15 protein-coding genes are annotated in these 20,093 nt (G+C 64.6%); 4 read left to right on the plus strand and 11 right to left on the minus strand.

All coding sequences use genetic code 11. From position 1 onward, the window contains the following. From IPM89_06700 to IPM89_06715, 4 genes are read right to left on the minus strand one after another with little or no spacing between them, the layout of a single operon-like run. On the minus strand, positions 1-1,266 hold the full coding sequence (locus tag IPM89_06700; GenBank protein ID QQS55475.1) for a DNA-protecting protein DprA: 1,266 nt from the start codon (positions 1,264-1,266) through the stop codon (positions 1-3). Between the two features lies 1 nt (position 1,267). Further along, a complete protein-coding gene (locus IPM89_06705; protein QQS55822.1) occupies positions 1,268-3,370 on the minus strand; it encodes an ATP-dependent DNA helicase RecQ in 2,103 nt (700 codons plus the stop codon). A 42-nt stretch (positions 3,371-3,412) separates the two neighbouring features. Next, positions 3,413-5,251 (minus strand): Hsp70 family protein, encoded by a 1,839-nt coding sequence (locus tag IPM89_06710; protein QQS55476.1) that lies wholly within the window; start codon positions 5,249-5,251, stop codon positions 3,413-3,415. Then, a complete protein-coding gene (locus IPM89_06715) occupies positions 5,248-5,787 on the minus strand; it encodes a DUF2760 domain-containing protein (GenBank protein QQS55477.1) in 540 nt (179 codons plus the stop codon). Before IPM89_06715 ends, IPM89_06710 begins: the two co-directional genes overlap by 4 nt. 230 nt (positions 5,788-6,017) lie before the next feature. Between IPM89_06715 and IPM89_06720 the strand changes: the two genes are divergently transcribed. Continuing rightward, entirely contained in the window at positions 6,018-6,383 is a 366-nt protein-coding gene (locus IPM89_06720) for a response regulator (GenBank protein QQS55478.1), read from the plus strand. Positions 6,384-6,401: 18 nt separating this feature from the next. Here the strand turns inward: IPM89_06720 and IPM89_06725 are convergent, their stop codons facing one another. The 4 genes from IPM89_06725 to IPM89_06740 all read right to left on the minus strand — a co-directional run bounded on the left by IPM89_06725 (position 6,402) and on the right by IPM89_06740 (position 10,207). Continuing rightward, a complete protein-coding gene (locus IPM89_06725; GenBank protein QQS55479.1) occupies positions 6,402-7,007 on the minus strand; it encodes a DnaJ domain-containing protein in 606 nt (201 codons plus the stop codon). Next, positions 7,004-7,750: a hypothetical protein gene (locus tag IPM89_06730; GenBank protein ID QQS55480.1), complete on the minus strand. Its 747-nt coding sequence runs from the start codon at positions 7,748-7,750 to the stop codon at positions 7,004-7,006. The genes IPM89_06725 and IPM89_06730 overlap by 4 nt, the downstream gene beginning before the upstream one ends. Next, positions 7,747-8,313 carry an RNA polymerase sigma factor gene (locus IPM89_06735; protein ID QQS55481.1) on the minus strand — a complete coding sequence of 189 codons (567 nt, stop codon included), beginning with the start codon at positions 8,311-8,313 and terminating at the stop codon, positions 7,747-7,749. Before IPM89_06735 ends, IPM89_06730 begins: the two co-directional genes overlap by 4 nt. Before the next feature lie 76 nt (positions 8,314-8,389). Beyond that, positions 8,390-10,207 carry a von Willebrand factor type A domain-containing protein gene (locus IPM89_06740; protein ID QQS55482.1) on the minus strand — a complete coding sequence of 606 codons (1,818 nt, stop codon included), beginning with the start codon at positions 10,205-10,207 and terminating at the stop codon, positions 8,390-8,392. Between the two features lie 173 nt (positions 10,208-10,380). On the opposite strand from IPM89_06740, the gene IPM89_06745 reads away from it, so the two are divergent. Beyond that, a complete protein-coding gene (locus IPM89_06745; GenBank protein ID QQS55483.1) occupies positions 10,381-11,439 on the plus strand; it encodes a serine/threonine protein kinase in 1,059 nt (352 codons plus the stop codon). Positions 11,440-11,452: 13 nt separating this feature from the next. Here the strand turns inward: IPM89_06745 and IPM89_06750 are convergent, their stop codons facing one another. The 3 genes from IPM89_06750 to cysM all read right to left on the minus strand — a co-directional run bounded on the left by IPM89_06750 (position 11,453) and on the right by cysM (position 14,326). Further along, positions 11,453-11,860 carry a DUF350 domain-containing protein gene (locus tag IPM89_06750; protein QQS55484.1) on the minus strand — a complete coding sequence of 136 codons (408 nt, stop codon included), beginning with the start codon at positions 11,858-11,860 and terminating at the stop codon, positions 11,453-11,455. 157 nt (positions 11,861-12,017) lie between these two features. Beyond that, entirely contained in the window at positions 12,018-13,343 is a 1,326-nt protein-coding gene (gene rlmD, locus IPM89_06755; protein QQS55485.1) for a 23S rRNA (uracil(1939)-C(5))-methyltransferase RlmD, read from the minus strand. 74 nt (positions 13,344-13,417) lie between these two features. Next, entirely contained in the window at positions 13,418-14,326 is a 909-nt protein-coding gene (gene cysM / locus IPM89_06760) for a cysteine synthase CysM (protein ID QQS55823.1), read from the minus strand. Positions 14,327-14,492: 166 nt separating this feature from the next. On the opposite strand from cysM, the gene IPM89_06765 reads away from it, so the two are divergent. Together IPM89_06765 and IPM89_06770 are read left to right on the plus strand one after the other, a co-directional pair. Beyond that, on the plus strand, positions 14,493-16,274 hold the full coding sequence (locus IPM89_06765) for an outer membrane protein assembly factor (protein ID QQS55486.1): 1,782 nt from the start codon (positions 14,493-14,495) through the stop codon (positions 16,272-16,274). Continuing rightward, positions 16,271-20,077, plus strand: coding sequence for a translocation/assembly module TamB domain-containing protein (locus IPM89_06770; GenBank protein QQS55487.1), 3,807 nt, complete (start codon positions 16,271-16,273; stop codon positions 20,075-20,077). Before IPM89_06765 ends, IPM89_06770 begins: the two co-directional genes overlap by 4 nt. The last annotated feature ends 16 nt before the right edge of the window (positions 20,078-20,093 follow it).

Below are 20,093 nucleotides of genomic sequence, written 5' to 3' on the forward strand. Positions count from 1 at the left end.
CTACTCGTTAGCGAAAAACGAGTTTTGTTCGGGCCGCGCCGACTGCCACTGATAGCGCACCGGCTTGCTGAGTTTTCTCACCTGCCCTTCCTCTACAGCTCGTTTCAGCCAATCCCGCAATTGAGGTTTACCAATATCGAAACAAGTCAGCAACTCCTGATCGGTAACCGGTATCTTCGTGGTTAACTTTCGCAGGCGGCGCAGGAACAACTGGTAAAAACCCAGCTTGTCAATCGCGGGGTCCACGGACGAGACCGGCATTTCCGATGACCCGAGAAGAGACGGATTGGGTTCTGCGATCAAATCTGGCGCCCGATCAATTGCAGGTGTTGACACCGGGTTCTCTCGGCCGAACAGGGTTACCAGATCGCATGGCACCTCCGGCAACCAGCGCCCGCGTCGCCGTACCAATTCGGCATTTCCAGAAGCAGGATCGGGATGTGGCTTGATCCACAGCGGCGTCCAACCATGCCTAAGATTTTCCACCGCACCGCTCCAGGTGCCACCATGTTCCTTGTCGGCCGCGATCACCACCGCCGCGTCGGCCAAACAGTAGATGTATTTGTTGCGCCCCATGGCGTTGCCCACATCGAAACCCGTTTCCGGATTGAAGGGCGAAATCAGCACCAGATTGCCGTTCAGCAGGCTCGGGCGAAACCTGGCCGATGTGGCGACGCGCAGGAGGCTATCGGAGAGTACGCCGACTGCCGTTCCCTCCCGCCCCAGCGCTCCCAGCATTGCCGTCTCGTCAACACCGCGAGCGCCGCCGGAAATCACTGACAGTCCCTGCAACGCTGCTTCGGTACCCAAGCCAGTCGTAAACGCTAAATCCTCCAAGCTGGCGTGACGCGAACCGATGATTGCAATCCCGCCCTGATCCAATAACTGACGGTTGCCGCATCCGAACAGCACTGGCGGTGAATCGGCTTGCAAATGTTTTTTCAGACGGCTGGGATAATCGGCATCGGCCCGAATCAGAATCCAGAGCCCGGCGCGTTGCCATTTTTCCACGGCCAGCCCCAACGCACCGGCGCGGTTCAGCAATGCATGAATACGCTCCAGCGTCACCGTGCGATCCGTCCATCCCGCCAGTAACCGGGCCGGATCGTCGCGCAACAGCATTTCCGGGGCGATCCTCTGTTCCTTCAGCCAACGAGCAAAGCGCCCCCATTCCATCGGCGACAGCGGGCGCAGCTTATCCTTGGCGGGTTTGGAAAAATAGGCGGTCAATAACAATACCGCCTGGGTTTGCACGTGCAGGTCCATATCAATCCCCACCGCCAGCGGTGGTCGCCAGCGCGGTCGGCCATACCAGCCCGCTCCCCGCCTGCCGCAACAGGGCTGCCACGACTGTCAGGGTCCAGGTCGAATCCACCATATCATCCACCAACAATGCTGGCCCACTTGGAATCGGAGCAGCAACAGCGAACACACCATCCAGGTTACGGCACTGGTGGTAACGGTTCTGCTGGAGTTTCTGTAGTTGGTTGTCACGCTGCTTGGCGACGGCGGGCACGAACGGCAACCGGAGTCGAGCCGCCAGGCGGCGGGCGAAATCCGGCACCAGGGTAGGATGGTTGCGGGACGGTACGCAGGTGACCCAGGCGGGCGCGGGCTGGGGACGCCAGCGTTGCTGAATCATCTCGGCCATGGCTTCCACCAGCTCATCGCGAAAATGGCCGGCTCGCTTGTCCTCGGCCACCCACCGTCCCCAGCCGGCATCACCCCAGCGCGACAGCACCCGTCCGGTTTCAGCGCGCAGATTTGCCGCCAAATTGCCTCGAAAGGGATACATGATAAACGCGCCACTGGCCACCTGCTTTTTGCATTCCAGCGGCAACTGGGAACGCCGAAGATAACGCGCCGCTTCCACCGCCAGCGTCTGCGAGAAGGTTTCGCCGACCACTGGATGACCCAAACACCGGGCGCAGCGGCCGCATCGCCGTGGGTTCTCATCATCCAGCGCCGTGGCGAGAAACCGCATCAGGCAATCCTGGCTATCGATATACGCCTGCATCTCCCACCACTCCTGCTCGCGCTGCCGGGTCAGGCGCTGGATGCGCTCATGCTCCAAGCAATAGGCCACCGGCGTGCGCCGCCAGCGTGCGCCATCCTTGAGCACTGGCGCGGGATTTTCAACGCTCAAAAATTTTAAAACGTGCTCGATCTGCTTGCTTCGTCTGAGATTGACTGCTGTTTCCAACTCGATAACCGTCAGGCCATCGGACTGCTCCAGTGCGTGGAGTATCGTGTTGACCTGGGTCTCATCGGGAAAGGCGCTGTCACGGAAAAAAGCATGAATCTCCTCATCTTCCCGCCCCGCCAACAAAATCCCGACGGCGTAAGCAATGGCACGACCGGCGCGGCCCACCTGCTGATAGTAAGCCACGATGGAACCGGGCGCCTGATAGTGGACGACGAAGCCCAAATCCGGCTTGTCGTAACCCATACCCAACGCCGTGGTCGCCACCAGTGCCTTGATTTGGTTGGTCAGCAGCAGGGTTTCCAAATGCTGCCGGTAGGCGTTGGCATCGGCAAAACCGCCCGCTGCGCTGTCACTGTGATAGGCGCGAGCCGGGATTCCATTCCGGCTCAGCCAGTCGGCCACCTGTTCGGCATCCCGACGAGTCAGGGTATACACAATGCCGGTTCCGGGTAATTTCGGTAGATATTCCGCCAACCAGGCCAGCCGCGCCGCCTGATCGGGCAGGCGCAGGGTTTGCAATGCCAGGGTTTCACGCATCAGCGAACCACGTTGGATCTTGATGCCGCCCAACTGCTGACCGATATCCCTCAACACCCGGTTGTTGGCGGTCGCCGTGGTCCCCAGCAAGGGCATGTTCGGCGGCATTCGCCGCAAGACGTTAACCAGACGGCGATAATCTGGGCGGAAGTCGTGACCCCAGTCGGAAATGCAGTGGGCCTCGTCAACCACCAGCAAGCCAAGACGCTGGGCGATTGGCAACAGTGCATCCTGCACGAACTCATCGTTGGCCAACCGCTCGGGCGAAATCAGCACCGCATCGGCCACATCGTTCAGAATGGCGCGGGTGAGCGACGGCCAATCGTTACGGTTGGCCGAGTTGATGGTCAGCGCCCGGATGCCCAACCGTTCGGCGGCTTCAATCTGATTGCGCATCAAGGCCAGTAGTGGCGAAACGATCAGCGTCGGCCCCAAACCTCGGTCGCGCAGCAGACGAGTAGCGATGAAATACACCATGCTCTTGCCCCAGCCGGTACGCTGCACAACTAGCAGCTTGTCTCGGCGGTGGACCAAGGCATCAATGGCTTCCCACTGGCCGGCGTGGAAATCGGCCAGTGGATCGTCAAGCACTTGGCGCAATAACTGGCGGGCATCCTGGCGCTGGATTTGCGAATCGGTCATGGATCTATCACTCAGCAACGGTTCGGCTTATCCCTCCCCGCGCACGTCGAACTCGACCTTCCAGGCTGCTCCGCCTTCGCGCGGCACGGCCTCCAGCCGCAACGTGCCGACCTCGGTCACCGCCGCGTGCAGCCGCACCGGCACCACTTCGCCGGGTTGGCGATCCTCGGCGGGCAAGGTTGCTTCGATCTCCTCCAGTTCCTCGACCTCGTCCGCCGTCCACTGCTCCAGCACCGCGCCCACCTGATCGCTGCGCCGCACCGAGGAACCGAAGAAACGGAATCGCACCGGCTCGCCGACCACCAATCCCACTTCTTGTGGCGGCAATTCGGCCTGAGTTCCCTCTTCCATGCCGAACGGCGCGATGCACAAGGCTTCGATCGGCGGTTCCATCCCCGGTACCGCCGGCATGGCACTTTCGACCCCGACGTAATAGGACTTGGCGGTGCCACCGCGAATCCGCACTCCGCGCCCGCGCCGCACATAGCCGTAATAGGCCGCGCCGAGCGCCACGGCCAAATCGAGATCGCTGCCTTCCAACAAGCGCGCCGGGGGCGCGCCCTCGGCCACCAGCCAACCGTTTAGCACGGTCAGGGTCCGCTCCAGCAAGGGTGGCGCCTTGAACACACCGCCGTTGAACAGCACCGTGGTCGGATGCAGGAAACTGGCCTGCTCCGGCAGCCGGTCCTCGAAACCGGGCAGATAGCGGGTCGCCTCCACCTGCCGGCCCAGAAACGCCGCCAGATGACGGGTCATGGCCGCATCCTGCGCGTAGGGCAAACCCAGCTTGGTCAGCGCCGCCCGCGCCCGCGCCGCTGGCCGCGCCGCCGCTTCCACGATTGGAAAGAACCCTTCCATCAAGGTGTGGGAGACCTCATCACGGGTCAGTTCGGTGCGCAAGGTACCGCCGATCAGTTTGGAACCGCGGCTTGGCACCACCACCGGCACCGCCTCGATCTCGTCATGACTCAACAGGGTTTCCTTGGCCGACCGGCAACCGTGGGTCAGACCCTGCAACTGCCAGGGATCGAGCTGGATGCCTTGCGCCGCCAGCTTGGCGCGGACCGCGTGCGCCAAGGCTAGATCCATGTTGTCGCCGCCCAGCAGAATATGCTCGCCGACCGCCACCCGCACCAGTTCCAGGGAACCGTCGCGCTCGGTCACGGCGATCAGCGAAAAGTCGGCGGTGCCACCGCCCAGGTCGATCACCAGGATGATGTCGCCGAGCTGGACCTGCTTGCGCCACCCTTCCCGAGTGGCCAATACCCAGTGATACAAGGCCGCTTGCGGTTCTTCCAGCAACACCAAATGGCGTAAGCCGACCGCCTCCGCCGCTTCGGCGGTCAATTCGCGAGCGGCGGGATCGAAGGAAGCCGGCACGGTCAGCACCACGTCCTGTTCGGTCAGTGGCGCCTCGGGATGCTGATGGTCCCAAGCGGCGCGCAAGTGCTCCAGATAGCGGATCGAGGCTTGCAACGGCGAAACCCGCCCCACTTCCTCCGGCGCCTCCACCGGCAGGATGGCGGCACGCCGATCCACCCCTGGATGACACAACCAGCTTTTGGCGCTGGATACCAAGCGAATCGGCGTCCGACCGCCCATCGCCCGCGCCAGTTCGCCAACCACGAACGGGGGCTCGCCCCAAGGCAGGACCCGATCTTCCGGCCGCAGTTCGTCGGGATGCGGCAAGTAGAGGAACGAGGGCAGCATCGGTCGCTCCTCGACCGCGCCGGGCGCGGTCAACTGCGGAATGAGTTCGATCCGTTCAACCACCTCATCATGGTCGCTGGCGGCCAAATCCACCGCCGCCAACACACAGTGGGTGGTGCCCAGATCAATGCCCACCGTGTAACGAGCCGTGCTCATAGTTCCACCTCCGCCGGCGCCAGCACTTGAACGTCATGACCCTCGGCCACCTTCGGCAACTTGATCTCGGCCACCCGCCAGCCGCGATGCATCAAGGTACCGGTGAAGGGCGGTTGGCCAACCACGTTACCGGTCAACCGCAGCGCCGTGGGATCGAAACCGGCCGGCACGGTCAACCTCACGCCTTCCGCTTCCTCACGCACCGGCTGAATGCGTAAATAATCGCGCACCACCTTGCAACAGCCCTCGTGCACCACCCGCGCCGCGCCACCGATCTCGGCATCGGAATACGCGGTCACGTTTTCCTGCAAGAAATCCACGAACCGCCCTTCCTGCTGTAACAGCGCCAGCAATTGCAAGGCGGAATCCGGTGAAGTTTCCTTGAGTGCCGGTCTGGCGGGTTCCGCGGCCATCGGCGCCGCCCCCCCTTCGAGCCGCAGTACGCCAGCGGCGAACCCCTCATCGGCTAAAATGCGCCCGACCGCGCGCAGCGCCAGGATCAGACGGTTGAAAAAGCTCAATGGTGAATCACTCATGCAACAAACTCCTGCGAATCAAACCTGTTATCCCAGTATCCTACCACGCACCGGCAAGCGGCCGGCGACAACAAAAGCATCCCCCAAACCAGTGAATTTCGCTTATGATGATGGGATCGATAAATGGCGTATAGCCCACCAGATTTTCATTTTCTCGCGCAAGGGGTAGCGGCCCCGTCGTACCGGCGACGCACAGACGAGATACGCAAGATTATTCCAGGAGTGGCAGCATGGCCCGCATACTAATCGTCGACGACTCGCCCACGCAGGCGCTAAGTCTCTCCAAGATTCTCAAGAAACATGGGCACGAGATTCTGACCGCCAAAGACGGCGCGGAAGGCGTCGAAACGGCCAAGGCGGAACTGCCCGATCTCGTGCTCATGGACGTGGTCATGCCCAAGGTCAACGGTTTTCAGGCGACCCGTCAGATCACCAAGCACCCCTCCACCAGCCATATCCCGGTTATCATCGTCACCACCAAGGATCAGGAAACCGACCGGATCTGGGGCGCGCGGCAGGGCGCCAAAAGCTACGTCGTCAAGCCGGTGGAAGAAACCTCGCTACTTGAAGCCATCGCGCAGTATTTACCCAAATGACCGACCGCTCCGGCCACGTCAGCCAGTGCTCTTTTCCAGCACCGCCAACGCCGCATTGATCTCGCCCAGCCGCCCTCCGTCGCCACCCCGGTCGGGATGGTGGCGCATCGCCAGCCGTCGGTACTGTCGCTTGATCGTCGCGGCATCGACCGGGTCCCGCAGTTCCAGAGCCGCCAGCGCCGCCCGCCGCCGCCCGGCCCGCCGGCGTTCGGCGTGAAAGCAACGCAGTAGCTCGGCGACCTCGGCGACCGTCACCGTCGCCAGCCTGGCCAAATCGGCGTAGCACGGCGCAAAGTCGGGCTCACCCGGCGCGAGTGCCGTCCCGCCGCCGCAAGGCAGCGGTTCGGACTCCAGCACAATGCTCAGCGGGTCCACCCGCAAGCGGCCACGCCGCTCGCCGGCCAAGCGCTCCCGCAACCGGTAGAGCGCGTGAAACAGCAGGTAATGACCCCGAAACAGGCTGAGTGGTTCGCGGGCGCTAAAACCCGCGAAGCAAGGATCGCTGGCGCGCAGTCTCTTCAGCAGCTCGTGCTCGCTCAGTCCAGCGGGATGGGCAGCCAACAGATCCAGCAAACGCGCCTCCAAGGCCGCCAGCGCGGACGGCGAAGGAAGAGTTCCGCTCATCGTGGCGGCTCCGGCGCGGCCTCCAGCGGATAATTCGGATACCGCCGCTGAAATTCCGCCAGCCTGGCGTCCGCCTCCGCTGTCCGGCCCTGACGCCGCAGTTCGGCGATGACCGCCAGCCATTCCTCCGGCGAGCGGCGATCCAGATGATCCCGTAATGCGGCGTCCTGGTCGGCCCGTCGGCCCGTCGGCGCGGCCTGGAACTCATTCCGTTGTCGTTCCTGCTCCGCCGGCGCGGTCCGATACGGCATCGACCGTGGTTCCGATCCGAGCGGCGACGCGGCGGGCAAGGCGGGCAAGGCGGGCAACGATGGCGGCGCCACTCGAACCGCCTCGCCCATGGGCATGACGGGTCGCAGGTTGGCGGCGGATGGCGAGGGGCGATCATCGGCGCGGGACTGGGCACGACCGGAAGCAGCGGCGTTGACTTCGGTGGCGGGTTCCACCAGGGAACGGAGCGCCTTGCTCTCGGGCGGCGAACTCCATTCGCCGGTCTCGCGCGCCAGCCGCACGATGCCCACCGCCAGCACCACGGTTGCCGCCAGTGCCGCCGGCACCGCCCACATTCGGGTTCGCCGCCGCCGGGAGCGCGGCGGCGCCAGCGTCGGAACCGGTTGCGGCGCGGCGTTGGCCGCCGTCAGGATGCGCGGGTCCAGCCAGGCCGGCGGCTCGGGGTCGCGGGTGGTCCGGTACAAGGCCGACAGATCCTCGTCGTGGAATTCCGCATCGCGTGGATCGTTCATCGCGCACCTCTCAAACCCTGTCGCAGGCGGGCCATGGCATAGCGCAGGCGGCTCTTGACGGTCTCCCGGCCGGTTCCAGTGGCCTGGGCGATTTCCTCCAGCGACAACCCGGCTTCTTCCTTCAGCAACATGGCCTCGCGCTGGGCCTCGGGCAGTTCGGCCAGCAGTTCGAGCAGGCGTTCGGCCTGCCGGCGGCGGTCGTCTTGCGCCTCCGGCTGGTTTTCGGCCGGCGCCGGCGTTTCGGCCCACTCCGGGCAATCCTCGGCGTAGGACAGCGGCAGCCCCCGGCGGCTGGCGCGGTAGTGATCGATCAGGCGATTGTGGGCCAGCCGGTATAGATAGGTGGCGAACCGGGCCTGCACGGTGTAACCGGCCCGGGCGGCGATCAGCTTCAACCACACGTCCTGAAACAGCTCCTCGGCCAGCGCCGGTTGGCCGCATTGGCGCAGTAGATAGCGGTACAGTGCCCCTTTGTGGCGGGCGTACAGCGGCGCAAAGGCGGCGACCTCGCCATCCCGGTAGCGCAGCATGAGAGTCTCGTCGGCATCGTCTTCGGTCCGCATGGAAACAAGGTATCAGGGAACGGGGATCGGATTCCAGACTCCGGGAAAACCGGTCCCCGCTCCTCTGATACCACAATCAGTGGATTGCTTGCCCCACTGCCCCGCCCCGACCGGGATCGAGCGAGCGCGCCAGCCCGGCCAGGCTCAGGAACTCGCCCCGGTAACCGTGGGGATCGGCGCCCCGCGCGGCACGGGCCAGCGCCAATACGTCGTCGTAGCCAAAATCGCGGGTATGGCGCCCGCCGCGCAGCATCTGGCCGAAACCGGCCACCGCCGCCGCGAAACGGAACCGCTCGCTGGTTTCCCGCCAGTCCCCGAGCGCCTGCCCGCGCCGGATCGGTTGTTCCAGCAACTGGCTGACCTCGCCGTCCGGCTGCTTGTAGCGCAGGCGCAGGAAGGCGATCTCGTCGCCGCGCGGAACGACGTCGTCCGCCGCTGGCTGGCCGTAGCGCAGCGGATCGCTCAGACTGCCGCCGCTACCCTTCAGGGCGATTTCGTACAACGCGGTGACCGTGTGCCCGGCGCCGATGTCGCCGGCATCCACGGCGTCGTTGTTGAAATCCTCGCGGCGCAGAATTCGATTCTCATAACCGATCAGACGGTATTCCTCGACCAGCGCCGGGTTGAACTCGATTTGAATCTTCACGTCCTTGGCGATGGTCAACAGGGTGGCGCTCATCTGCTCGACCAGCACCTTGTTGGCCTCTCGCAGGGTGTCGATGTAGGCATGGTTGCCGTTGCCGGCATCGGCCAGTTGCTCCATCAGCCGGTCGTTGTAGTTGCCGGCGCCGAAGCCCAGGGTGGTGAGCGCGATACCGCTCTGGCGCTGGGCTTCCACCAGATTCTTCAACGCCTGAAAATTGACCGTGCCGACGTTGAAATCGCCGTCGGTGGCCAGAATCACCCGATTGACGCCGCCCTCGACGAAGCCCTGCCGGGCCAGATTGTAGGCCAGTTGAATGCCCGCGCCGCCGTTGGTGGAACCGCCGGCGCTGAGCTGATCCAGCGCCGCCTCGATCTTCGCCTTTTGATTGCCGGGCGTGGGTTCCAGCACCATCCCGGCCGCGCCGGCGTAGACCGCGATCGCCACCTTGTCCTCGGGCCGCAGTTGCCGGACCAGCAGCTTCAGCGCCGGCTTGAGCAGGCCGATCTTGTCCGCCGAGTTCATTGAGCCGGACACGTCGATCAGGAACACCAGATTGGCCGGCGGTAACTGGGTTTTCGGCAATTCGTAGCCCTTGATGCCGACCGCCAGCAGCAGGGTTTGCGGATTCCAGGGCGTCGGGGCCAATTCGGTGTTGACCCGGAACGGCGGCTCGCGGCCGTCCGGCGGCGGATAGTCGTAATCGAAGTAGTTGATCAGTTCCTCGACCCGCACCGCATCATGCGGCGGCAACCGGCCACCGTTGAGGAAGCGGCGGACGTTGGCGTAGGCACCGGTATCGACGTCGATGCTGAAGGTGGACACCGGCTGCTCGGCGGCGCGCTTGACCGGGTTATCCTCGATCTGGGCGTAATTTTCACGATCGGTCGCTTCGCTGGGCGCGCGCAACCCGTCCGCGTCCCGGCGGCCGGACATGCGAGCCTGCCCGGCGAAACCCTCGGCCCTCTGGCTTGCGGCGGGCGGCTGGGCACGGGACGTGGCAAAAGTCAGCACCGGGCTGACCGGCGACAACGCCGGTGGGGGCGCCAAGCGCTCGGCCTCCTTGCCGGATGGCACGGTGGCGGCCGGCACGGTGGCGACCCGATCCGCCACGGACTGGGCAACCGCCGGGGATGATGGGCCGGTGGTCTGTTGCTTGGACTCGACCGCTGCTTGCGGCGGTACGGCGGGCGAGCAGCCAGCGAGCAAGGCGGCGGCCAGCAGCGCGTAAAGTGACAACGACGGGTTCATGGCGTTCTCCTTCGAAGGTTGTGATTTCACTGCTATAAACGCCCGCGGCGGCACAATGGGGTTAAAATCGGATTTCCCCGCCCGGAAGCTTGACCCCAGCTTGCCGTTTACGCCGGCCTGTCCCATTATTTTTCCATTCCGCTTTGGAATGCCCGCAAGGTAGCGCGACCCCCATGGAAATGCCCCGGATTTCCGGCTATCAATTCGAAAAAGTCATCGGCAAGGGCGCCATGTCCACCGTCTATCTGGCGCTCCAGGAATCCTTGGGTCGCCGCGTGGCCATCAAGGTACTGTCCCCCGGCCTGGCCAGCGACCCCATTTTCAGCAAGCGCTTCATCAAGGAAGCCCGCACCATCGGCAAGCTCGGCCACCCGCATATCGTCACCATTTTCGACGCCGGCAATCTGGACGACGTGTACTACATCGCGATGGAATACCTGGAGGGCGGCACGCTCAAGGAGCGGATCAAGGCGGGGCTGACGCCGGACCAGGCGGTGACGATTCTGTGCCAGATCGCCCGGGCGCTTGGCCAGGCGCACCAGCAGCATTGCATCCATCGCGATATCAAGCCGGCCAACATTTTGTTCCGCAATCCGAACACGGCGCTGCTGTCGGATTTCGGCATCGCCAAGAACACGCTGGACAAGACCCAGTTGACCGCCGCCGGCTGGCGGCTCGGCACGCCCAATTACATGAGCCCGGAACAGGCGCTGGCCAAGCCGACGGACGCCCGTAGCGATCTGTACGGCCTGGGGGTGGTGTTTTACGAGATGCTGACCGGAACCCGGCCGTTTCTGGGGGCCGATGCCTTCGATATCGCGCTGAAGCACCTCAAGGAGCCGGTGCCGATCCTGCCGGAACCACTCAGCCGCTTTCAGCCGGCGCTCGACCGGCTATTGGCCAAGGAACCGGAGGAGCGATTCGCCAGCGCCGAGGAGTTGGTGGTGGCGGTACAGGACGCGGCGGCCGGGAGAACGGCAGCAAAGGCGGCGCTGGACGAGGATACCGGGAGAACGGTGGTGGTGCCGCGTTCGTCCCACCGCAAGGCGGCGCTCAAATCCATCCCCAACAGGGCCAGCGTCGAGGTTCCAGCCGCCCTTCTGTTGTCGTGGCGACGAGCATTGCCCTGGGTTCTGGCCGGATTGCTGGCCGGACTGGCGGCGCTGCTGGTCTACTGGTTCTGGCCCACGCTTTCGATCGCGCTTTCCTCGGTTATGGGGCCGTCCGATTAGCCGCGCGGCCGGTTCAGTAACTCATGCAGGCAGCGTTGAGGATGCCGATGGCGACCGATAGCGCGCCGAGAAAGACCCCGGTGGCGATCCGGCCGGCGGGGATGTCGCGACCGAGTTCGGGCAACAGCAGAAACCGCGCCGCCAGATAGACCAGCACCTGAACGACCAGCGCGATCAGCCCCCAGATCGCCATGTCGGGCAGGCTGACGCTGTGGGTGATGGCGCTGGCCAGCGGCAACACGAAGCCGAGCACGGCGCCGCCGAGGCTGGCCGCCGCCGCCGCGTTACCCTCGCGGATCAGGGCAATTTCGCGGTAGGGGGTGATGAAGACGTACACCGTCAGAAACAGCGCCAGCAGACCGATGGCGGTGACAAAGTAAGACAGGAACGCGGGCAGACCGGACAGGGATTGGGTCAGCATGACGATTCTTCCTTCCGTTTGAAGCGGGCATCGGAGAAGGATAGCCCAAACCGACAGCTCCCCAAACCGCGCGGCGTTCTCGCGGTGGAAAACCCGACCCCGACGTCATTGGCGATGCGGGCTCGGCCGATCCCCACAAAACGCAATGACCGACCCGCTACGTCCGGCGGGCCAAAACCGCCACCGACTCGACATGCGCGGTGTGAGGGAACATATCCAGCACCCCAGCGCTTTCCAATCGGTAACCGTGGCGGTGCGCCAACTCGCCGACATCCCGCGCCAGCGTGGCCGGATGGCAGGACACATATACCACCCGCCGCGCGCCCAGCGCGGCCACGCGCGGCATCATCTCCAGCGCGCCGGAACGGGGGGGATCAAGCAAGATCCGATCATAACCGCCCCGTGCCCAAAGCTGATCGTTCAAGTCACCGGCCAGATCGGCGGCGTGAAAAGTGGCGTTCGCAACACCATTACGCGCGGCATTGCGCCGCGCCCACTCCACCAGGCTGGCGTCGCCTTCCACGCCGACCACCTCTCGCGCCCGGCGGGCCAGCGCCAGGGTGAAGTTACCCAGCCCACAAAACAAATCCAGCACTCGATCTTCCGGACCGATTTGCAGCAGCTCACATGCCCGCCCGACCAGTTGCCGGTTGATGGCGGCGTTGATCTGAATAAAGTGCCAGGGCTGAAATTCCAGATCGAGATCGAAATCCGGCAGGCGATAGCTGAGTTCCGGCTGCTCCGGCCACAATGCCCGCACACTGTCCGGCCCACCCGGTTGCAGGTAGAGCGCAAAGCCGTGCCGCTCGCCGAACGCCTGGAGTCGCGCCCGATCTTCCTCGCTCGGCGGCACCAACACCCGGAAATTCAGCCCTGTCGTTTCATCGCCGCCAGCCACCTCGATCTGGGGCAAACGGTCGCGGATGGACAGGCTATCGATGAGTTGCGCCAGTTCCTCCAACCGGCTACCCACCCGCTCGTCCAGCACCTCGCAGCGGCGCAGGTCGGCCACGAATGGACTGTGCCGCTCGCGAAAACCCACCAGGGTGCGCCCCTTCTTGGCAACGTATTTCACCGTCAGCCGCGCCCGCCGCCGGTAACCCCATAGCGGCCCAGTCATGGGTTCCAGCACCTGTTCCGGCTGGAGCTTGCCGATGTGGGTCAGGCCATCCAGCAGCCAGCGCTGCTTGACGGCAAGCTGGCCAGACGGCTGCAAATGCTGCAGGGCGCAGCCGCCACAGACCCCGAAATGCGCGCAGAGCGGCTCGACCCGTTCCGGTGAGGCGTGCAGCACTTCCACGGCACGCGCTTCGTCGCGGCGACTCCGGCGGGCGGTGTAAACGCAGCGGACTTCCTCACCCGGCAGCGCCCCCTCGACAAATACCGCTTTGCCATCCCGCCGTGCGACACCCTGACCTTCATGCGCCAGGTCATCGACGCCGACCACAAACGGTTCCACCGGAATTTTTGCTTTTTTAGCCATGGTGCTTAACAGGTTGGATTTCCCTCTCTTGGATAAGAGAAGGGTGGCGCGAAGCGCCGGAGTGGTTCGAGCCTTTAATCGGGAAACAGCCCGGTGGACAGATAACGGTCGCCGCGGTCGCAGATGATGGTGACAATCACCGCGTTCTCGACCTCCCGCGCCAGTCGCAGCGCCACCGCCACCGCCCCGCCCGCCGACACTCCGCAGCAAATGCCTTCCTCGCGGGCCAGCCGGCGGGTGATCTCCTCGGCTTCCGCCTGATCGACGTCCAGGGTTCGATCCACTCGCGCCGGGTCGAAGACTTTCGGCAGGTACTCCAGCGGCCAGCGGCGGATGCCGGCGATGCAGGACCCCTCGGTCGGCTGCACGCCGACGATCTGTACGCGAGGATTTTGTTCCTTGAGATAGCGCGACACCCCCATGATGGTGCCGGTGGTGCCCATGGCACTGACGAAGTGAGTCACCCGGCCGTCGGTGTCGCGCCAGATTTCGGGACCGGTGCTTTCATAATGCGCCAGCGGGTTGTCGGGGTTGCCGAACTGGTCGAGTACCCGCCCCTGCCCTTCCCGCTCCAGCCGCGCGGCCAGATCGCGGGCGCCCTCCATGCCGTCTTCCTTGCTCACCAGAATCAGTTCGGCGCCGTAGGCCCGCATCGCCGCCCGCCGCTCGGCGCTCTGGTTTTCCGGCATGATCAATTTCATCCGGTAGCCTTTCAGCGCCGCGATCATCGCCAGCGCGATGCCGGTATTGCCACTGGTCGCTTCGATCAGCACATCGCCGGGCCGGATCTCGCCGCGCGCCTCGGCGTGCTCGATCATGCTCAGCGCCGGCCGATCCTTGACCGAACCGGCGGGATTATTGCCCTCCAGTTTGCCTAGAATGAGACTGCTGCTGTTTCCCGGCAGCCGCCGCAACCGAACCAGCGGCGTATTGCCGACCGTGGATTCGAGCGTGGGATAGCAAAACCCGGATTTCTCTTTCATCCCGTTTGGGGAAAAGGCGTCATCAAACATTTTCCTGTCCCGTCAATATGTGATAAGGATTATACCTGTTACCCATTAGGGCAGACCGCGCAAACCTGGCCCCGTTTCGCCCAAAGCCCGCCGCGGCCCGCGCCATCCACCGACCTCAAGCCATCCAGCGCTCATCATGCCTCAATCCGGTTTGACCCTCCTCCAGGCCTGGCTCCTGCTCTGTTGCCTCATGCTGGCGGCCAGCCCGCTGAGCGCTCAGGAACCCGAGTCGCCGCCCGCCGCCAACCCGCCCCTGACCCTGAGCGTCGAAGGTGTGGACGGCCCATTGCGCGACAACGTACTGGCCTACCTGGAACTCAACCGCTTCGCCGACCAACCCGCGCCGGACGAAGTCCGCCTGCGCTGGTTGCACAACAACGCCGAGCGCGAAATCCGCAAGGCGCTGGAGCCGTTCGGCTATTTCGAGCCCACCATCGAGGCGTCCCTGACCCGCACACCGGAAGCTTGGACGGCGCGCTACCGCATCACACCCGGCCGGCCGCTGCGCATCGCCGAGATCGACGTCAAAGTGCTGGGTGAGGGCGCGCAAGACCCCGCCTTTCAAAAACTGCTGGACAACCTGCCGCTGGCTCAGGGGCAGACCCTGGACCAGCCCAAATACGAGCAGATCAAGTCCACGCTGGAATCGCTGGCGACCGAACGCGGCTATTTCAACGCCCGCTTTGCCGAACGTTCCATTCGTGTTGACCTGCAAACCTACAGCGCGGCCATCCACCTGTACTACGACACCGGCCGGCGCTATCGCTTCGGCAACATCACCTTTAAGCAGGATTTTCTGTCGCCCGAACTGCTGGCCCGCTATCCCCGTTTTAAACCCGGCGACCCCTACAACGTCAACCGGTTGTTGAAGCTGCAAAGCGATCTCGGCAACAGCAATTATTTCAGCCGGGTGGAAGTGAACGCGCCGCCCGACGCCGGCGACGATACCGCGCCGGTCAATGTGGAACTGGACCCCGGCAAGCAGCGCAAATACAGCGTCGGCCTGGGTTACGGCACCGACACCGGCTTCCGCGGCAAGCTGCGCGCCGAACAGCGCTGGCTCAACCCGCAAGGCCATCACTACGAAGCCGAACTGGGCTATTCGCAAATCAAGTCACTGATCGGCTTCAAGTACATGATTCCCGGCACCGACCCGACCACCGACGAATACGCTATCACCGCCGGCTACGTCCGGCAAAACTATGACGACAAAGACTACGAGACCTACAAGGTCGGCGGCAGCTTGCAGCAACAAGATGGCAAGTGGCTGAAAAACTACAATTTAAACTTGCAGTACGATGAGTACACGATTGGCAACCAGCCCTTAGAGCAATCGCTGTTGCTGATTCCCGGCTTGAACTGGACCTGGGTGGACGCCGACGACCGTGCCTATCCCCGCCGTGGCCTGCTGTTCGGCTTCGGGCTGCGCGGCGCATCGACGGCGCTGCTGTCGGACACCAACTTCCTGCAAGGGCTGTTGCAACTTCGCTGGATCTACGGTTTGAACGATGCCAGCCGGCTGCTCGTCCGCGGCAACCTCGGAGCCACGGCGGTCGATAACTTCAACAAGCTACCGACTTCCCTGCGCTTCTTCACCGGCGGCGACGCCAGCGTGCGCGGTTATGCCTACGAAAGCATCGGCCCCACCGATTCCGATGGTACCGTGATCGGCGGCAAAAACCTGGTGGTGGCCAGCATGGAATACGAGCATCGGATTTGGGGGGACTGGGGCGTGGCGGCTTTCGTCGACACCGGTGATGCCTTCGACGGCGCGTCTCCCGATTTGAAAACCGGCGTCGGATTGGGGATACGCTGGCTCTCGCCGGTCGGTCCGCTGCGGGTGGACTTCGCCTCCGGCCTGGACCGTCCGCCGGGCAGCGCCTTTCGTTTCTCCTTCAGCATCGGACCCGATCTATGAGCGCCACCCGCCTGCTGCGCCGTACCCTGTACTGGCTGCTGGCACTGCCGCTGGTTTTGCTGCTGCTGGGACTGCTGGTCGCCAGCTTCGCGGTTTCCACCGAAACCGGCTTCAACGGCCTGCTGGCGCTGGCGCAACGGGTGCTGCCCGGCCAGCTCAGCTACGACCGGGCCAGCGGCCGGCTGCTGGGACCGCTGCGGATCGAAGGATTGCGCTACCAGGACGGCCCGCTGCAAGTGGCGCTGGTCAGCAGCGAATTCGACTGGCAACCCGCCGAGTTGCTCGACGGGGCGCTGACCATCACCCGCTTGCACGTCGATGGCCTGGAACTGGAGCTGCCGCCTGGCGAGGACACGCCGCCGTCGGACCAGCCGCTCGAATTGCCCGACATCCGGTTGCCGCTGGCGCTCACCGTCGCCGATCTGCAAGGCCGCAACATCCAGATCCGGCCAGCCGGCGCCGAGCCCGTCCAGATCGACGCCATAACCCTGAAGGCGCGCACCGAGGCTGAATCGCTGCGGGTCGAGGTGCTGGATCTGCGCTCGCCACTGGGCGATGTCCGGCTGGACGGCCAGATCACGCCCACCGGCGGCTACCCGCTGCGCGTCCGGCTCGACTGGCGCGCGCCGGTCCCGGAATATGGCGACTTCAAGGGCACGGGCGAATTGCGCGGCACTCTGCGCGATCACCTGGAATTGACCCAAAAAATCACCGGCGCGGCGGCGCTGGAACTGCAAGGCGAGGTTCGCCAGGCGCTGACCAAGGAACCCGCCTGGTCGGCCACCGTCAAGCTGGAGGTGGCCGACCTGAAGCCTTTCGTCCCCGACCTGGCCGGAAAACCGCTGGCTGCCCAAATCACCGCGCAAGGCGTGCTGGCCCGCTTTCAGGGTCAGGGCGAAATCAAGGCCACCGTGCCGGAACTCGGCCCCGCCACCCTGCGCTTTACCGCCGCCGGCGACGACCAGGCGGTACGGCTGAACGAGTTGAAACTGACCACCGCCGACCACCCTTTGACGCTGGACGCCAAGGGCGACTTGCAATTCGCCGAACTGCGTTTCAAGGCCAGCGGACAATGGCGCTCGCTGGTCTGGCCGTTGACCGGCCCCGCCCAGGTGGAAAGCGCCAGCGGCGAGTTCGCCGCCGAGGGCACACCCAAGGATTACCGCTTCCAACTCGCCGCCGACCTGCAAGGCCCGGAGATTCCCAAGGGCCGCTGGACGTTGAACGGTCAGGGTTCCGATCAGGCGGTGCGCGCGGTCCAATGGAGCGGCCAGACCCTGGAGGGCACCCTCGAAGGCACCGTCGATGCCACCTGGGCGCCCGCCGTGAGCTGGAAAGCGACGCTGGCCGGCACCGGCCTGAACCCCGGCGCGCAGTGGAAAGAGGTACCCGGCAAGCTGAATCTGCGGCTCAAAAGCGATGGTGGGCTGGACGACGGCAAGCTGCGCGCCAACCTGCTGCTGGAAGAATTGACCGGCACCTTGAGCGGCCAGGCACTGCGCGGCAGCGCCGATGTCAGCGTGCTGGACCAGGATCTGACGATCAGAACCCTGCGCCTGAACGCCGGCCCGGCCCGGCTGGACGCGGAAGGCGCCTTGGCGAAGCGCTGGGATTTGCGCTGGACGCTGAATGCGCCGGAACTGAAATCGCTGGTTCCCGGCCTGAGCGGCGGCGTGGCCAGTACCGGCACCCTCAGCGGCTCCCGCGACCGCCCGCGGGTGGCGGCCAACTTCACGGTGCGCGACCTGCGCCAGGGCGACACCCAAATTCAGCGCTTGCAGGGCGAAGCCGACGTCGATGTCGGCGGCCGCGACCGTTCCCGGCTGAAACTGAGCGGCGAGGGGCTGGTGCTGGGTGGCCAGCGCTGGAAATCCGTCACTCTGGACGGTGGCGGCACGCCGGACGCGCACGAACTCAAGGCCGAACTAAGCGGCGATCCGGGCCGCTTCGCGCTGGCGCTGGCCGGCAAGCTGCAACTGCCGGCGCTGACCTGGCAGGGCCGCATCACCCAACTGACGGCCAAGGACACCCTCGCCGGCACCTGGAATCTGGAAAAAACAGTGGCCGTGCAGGCTGCCGCCGATAAAGCCAGTCTCGACAGCGCCTGTCTGGCCAGCGCCCCGACCCGGCTTTGCCTGCAAGGCCAGTGGAACGGCGCGCGCGGTTTCAACGGCCGCGTGCAACTCCAGAATCTCCAGCCGGAGCGCTTCAAACAATTTCTGCCGCCCGGCATGAAACTGACGACCCGCATCGACGCCCAGGCCGAAGCCAGCGGCGATCCCAACGGCGCCCTGCAAGGCAAGCTCAACCTCGACCTGGCCCCCGGCACCCTGCAAATGTTGGCGGATGGCCGCACGCTGCGCTTCACCCTCAAGGGTGGCGCCTTGCGCGCTCAGACCGACGGACGCACCGCAACCGGCCAGGTCAAGCTGGATCTGGCGCGGACCGGGCAGTTGCAGGCCGACGCCCAGGTGCGCGATCCCTTCGGGGCCGCCCGTGTGGACGGTAAAATCATTGCCGCCATCACCGATCTAGGCATCATCTCGCTGTTCGTGCCGCAAGCGCAGGAGGTCACCGGCCAACTGCGGGCCGATGTCAACGTGAGCGGCGCGCTGCCCAAGCTGGTGCTGCGCGGGGCGATTCGCCTGGAAAACGCCGGCGCGGCGATCCCGGCGGCCGGCATCAAGCTGGAGAATTTGCAGTTCGCCGCCACCAGCACCGGTCAGGGACCGCTGCAACTGAGCGGATCGGTGCGCTCCAAGCCCGGCCAACTGCAACTGAGCGGCGAAGTGGAGCCGCTGAAACCGCAACTGCGGCTAAATATCAAGGGTCAGGACTTCCAGGCTTACGACACCTCGGATATCCGCATCCGGCTCAGCCCGGACCTGAATCTGGATATCACTCGCGAGTTGGTGCGCGTCGAGGGGCAGGTCACCATCCCGCAGGCGTATTTGAGCCCCGGCGGCGTGGGCGACGGCCCGAGCCCGGTCACGTCCTCCGAAGATGTGGTGATCGTCAATGATCGTGACGGCAAGGCGAAACCCCAGGCCAAGGGACCGGCCCTCTATGTCCGGGTGCGGGTGATCCTGGGCGACGACGTGCAAGTGGTCACCCCGGCTTTCCAGGGCAAGCTCCGGGGCAACCTGCTGGTGGTGGAGACGCCGGAACTGGCGCCACGAGCCAGCGGCAGCGCCGAGATCGTCGCGGGCACCTACAAAATTTACGGCACCGAGATCGATATCCAGCGCGGGCGGGTACTGTTCAGCAACAGCCTGCTCGACAACCCGGGGCTGGATATGCGGGTGGCGCGCACGTTTAGCAGCAATCTCAGTGACGACACCACGGTCGGCGCTCAGGTCCAGGGCACGCTGAAGAAACCGCGCCTGACCCTGTTTTCCAATCCGTCGATGCCCCAAAGCGACATCCTGTCCTACCTGGTTTTGGGCCGGGCGACTCAAGGAAGCGGCGGCGAATCGGCGATGCTGTTCAAGGCCGCCAGCGCCCTGGGTTTGGGCGGTGATTCGCTCGCCAAGGGGCTGGGCGGCGCGGTTGGGCTGGACACGGTACAGCTCAACACGAGCACCAATGGAAAAAATGGAAAAAATGGGACCGACGAGGAAGGCACGTCGCTAACGCTCGGCAAGTATCTAACCCCGGATCTGTACGTCGGGTACGGGGTCGGTTTGATCAATGCCGTCAACACCATCTACATCAAGTACCGGCTGACCAAAAGCCTGATGTTCGAATCCGACAGCAGTGCGCTCGGCTCCGGCGCCGACCTGATCTACAGCATCGAACGCTGAACCGCGCCCCACGCCC

The organism is Candidatus Competibacteraceae bacterium (assembly GCA_016699715.1).
In the GTDB taxonomy this organism is placed as follows: domain Bacteria; phylum Pseudomonadota; class Gammaproteobacteria; order Competibacterales; family Competibacteraceae; genus Competibacter.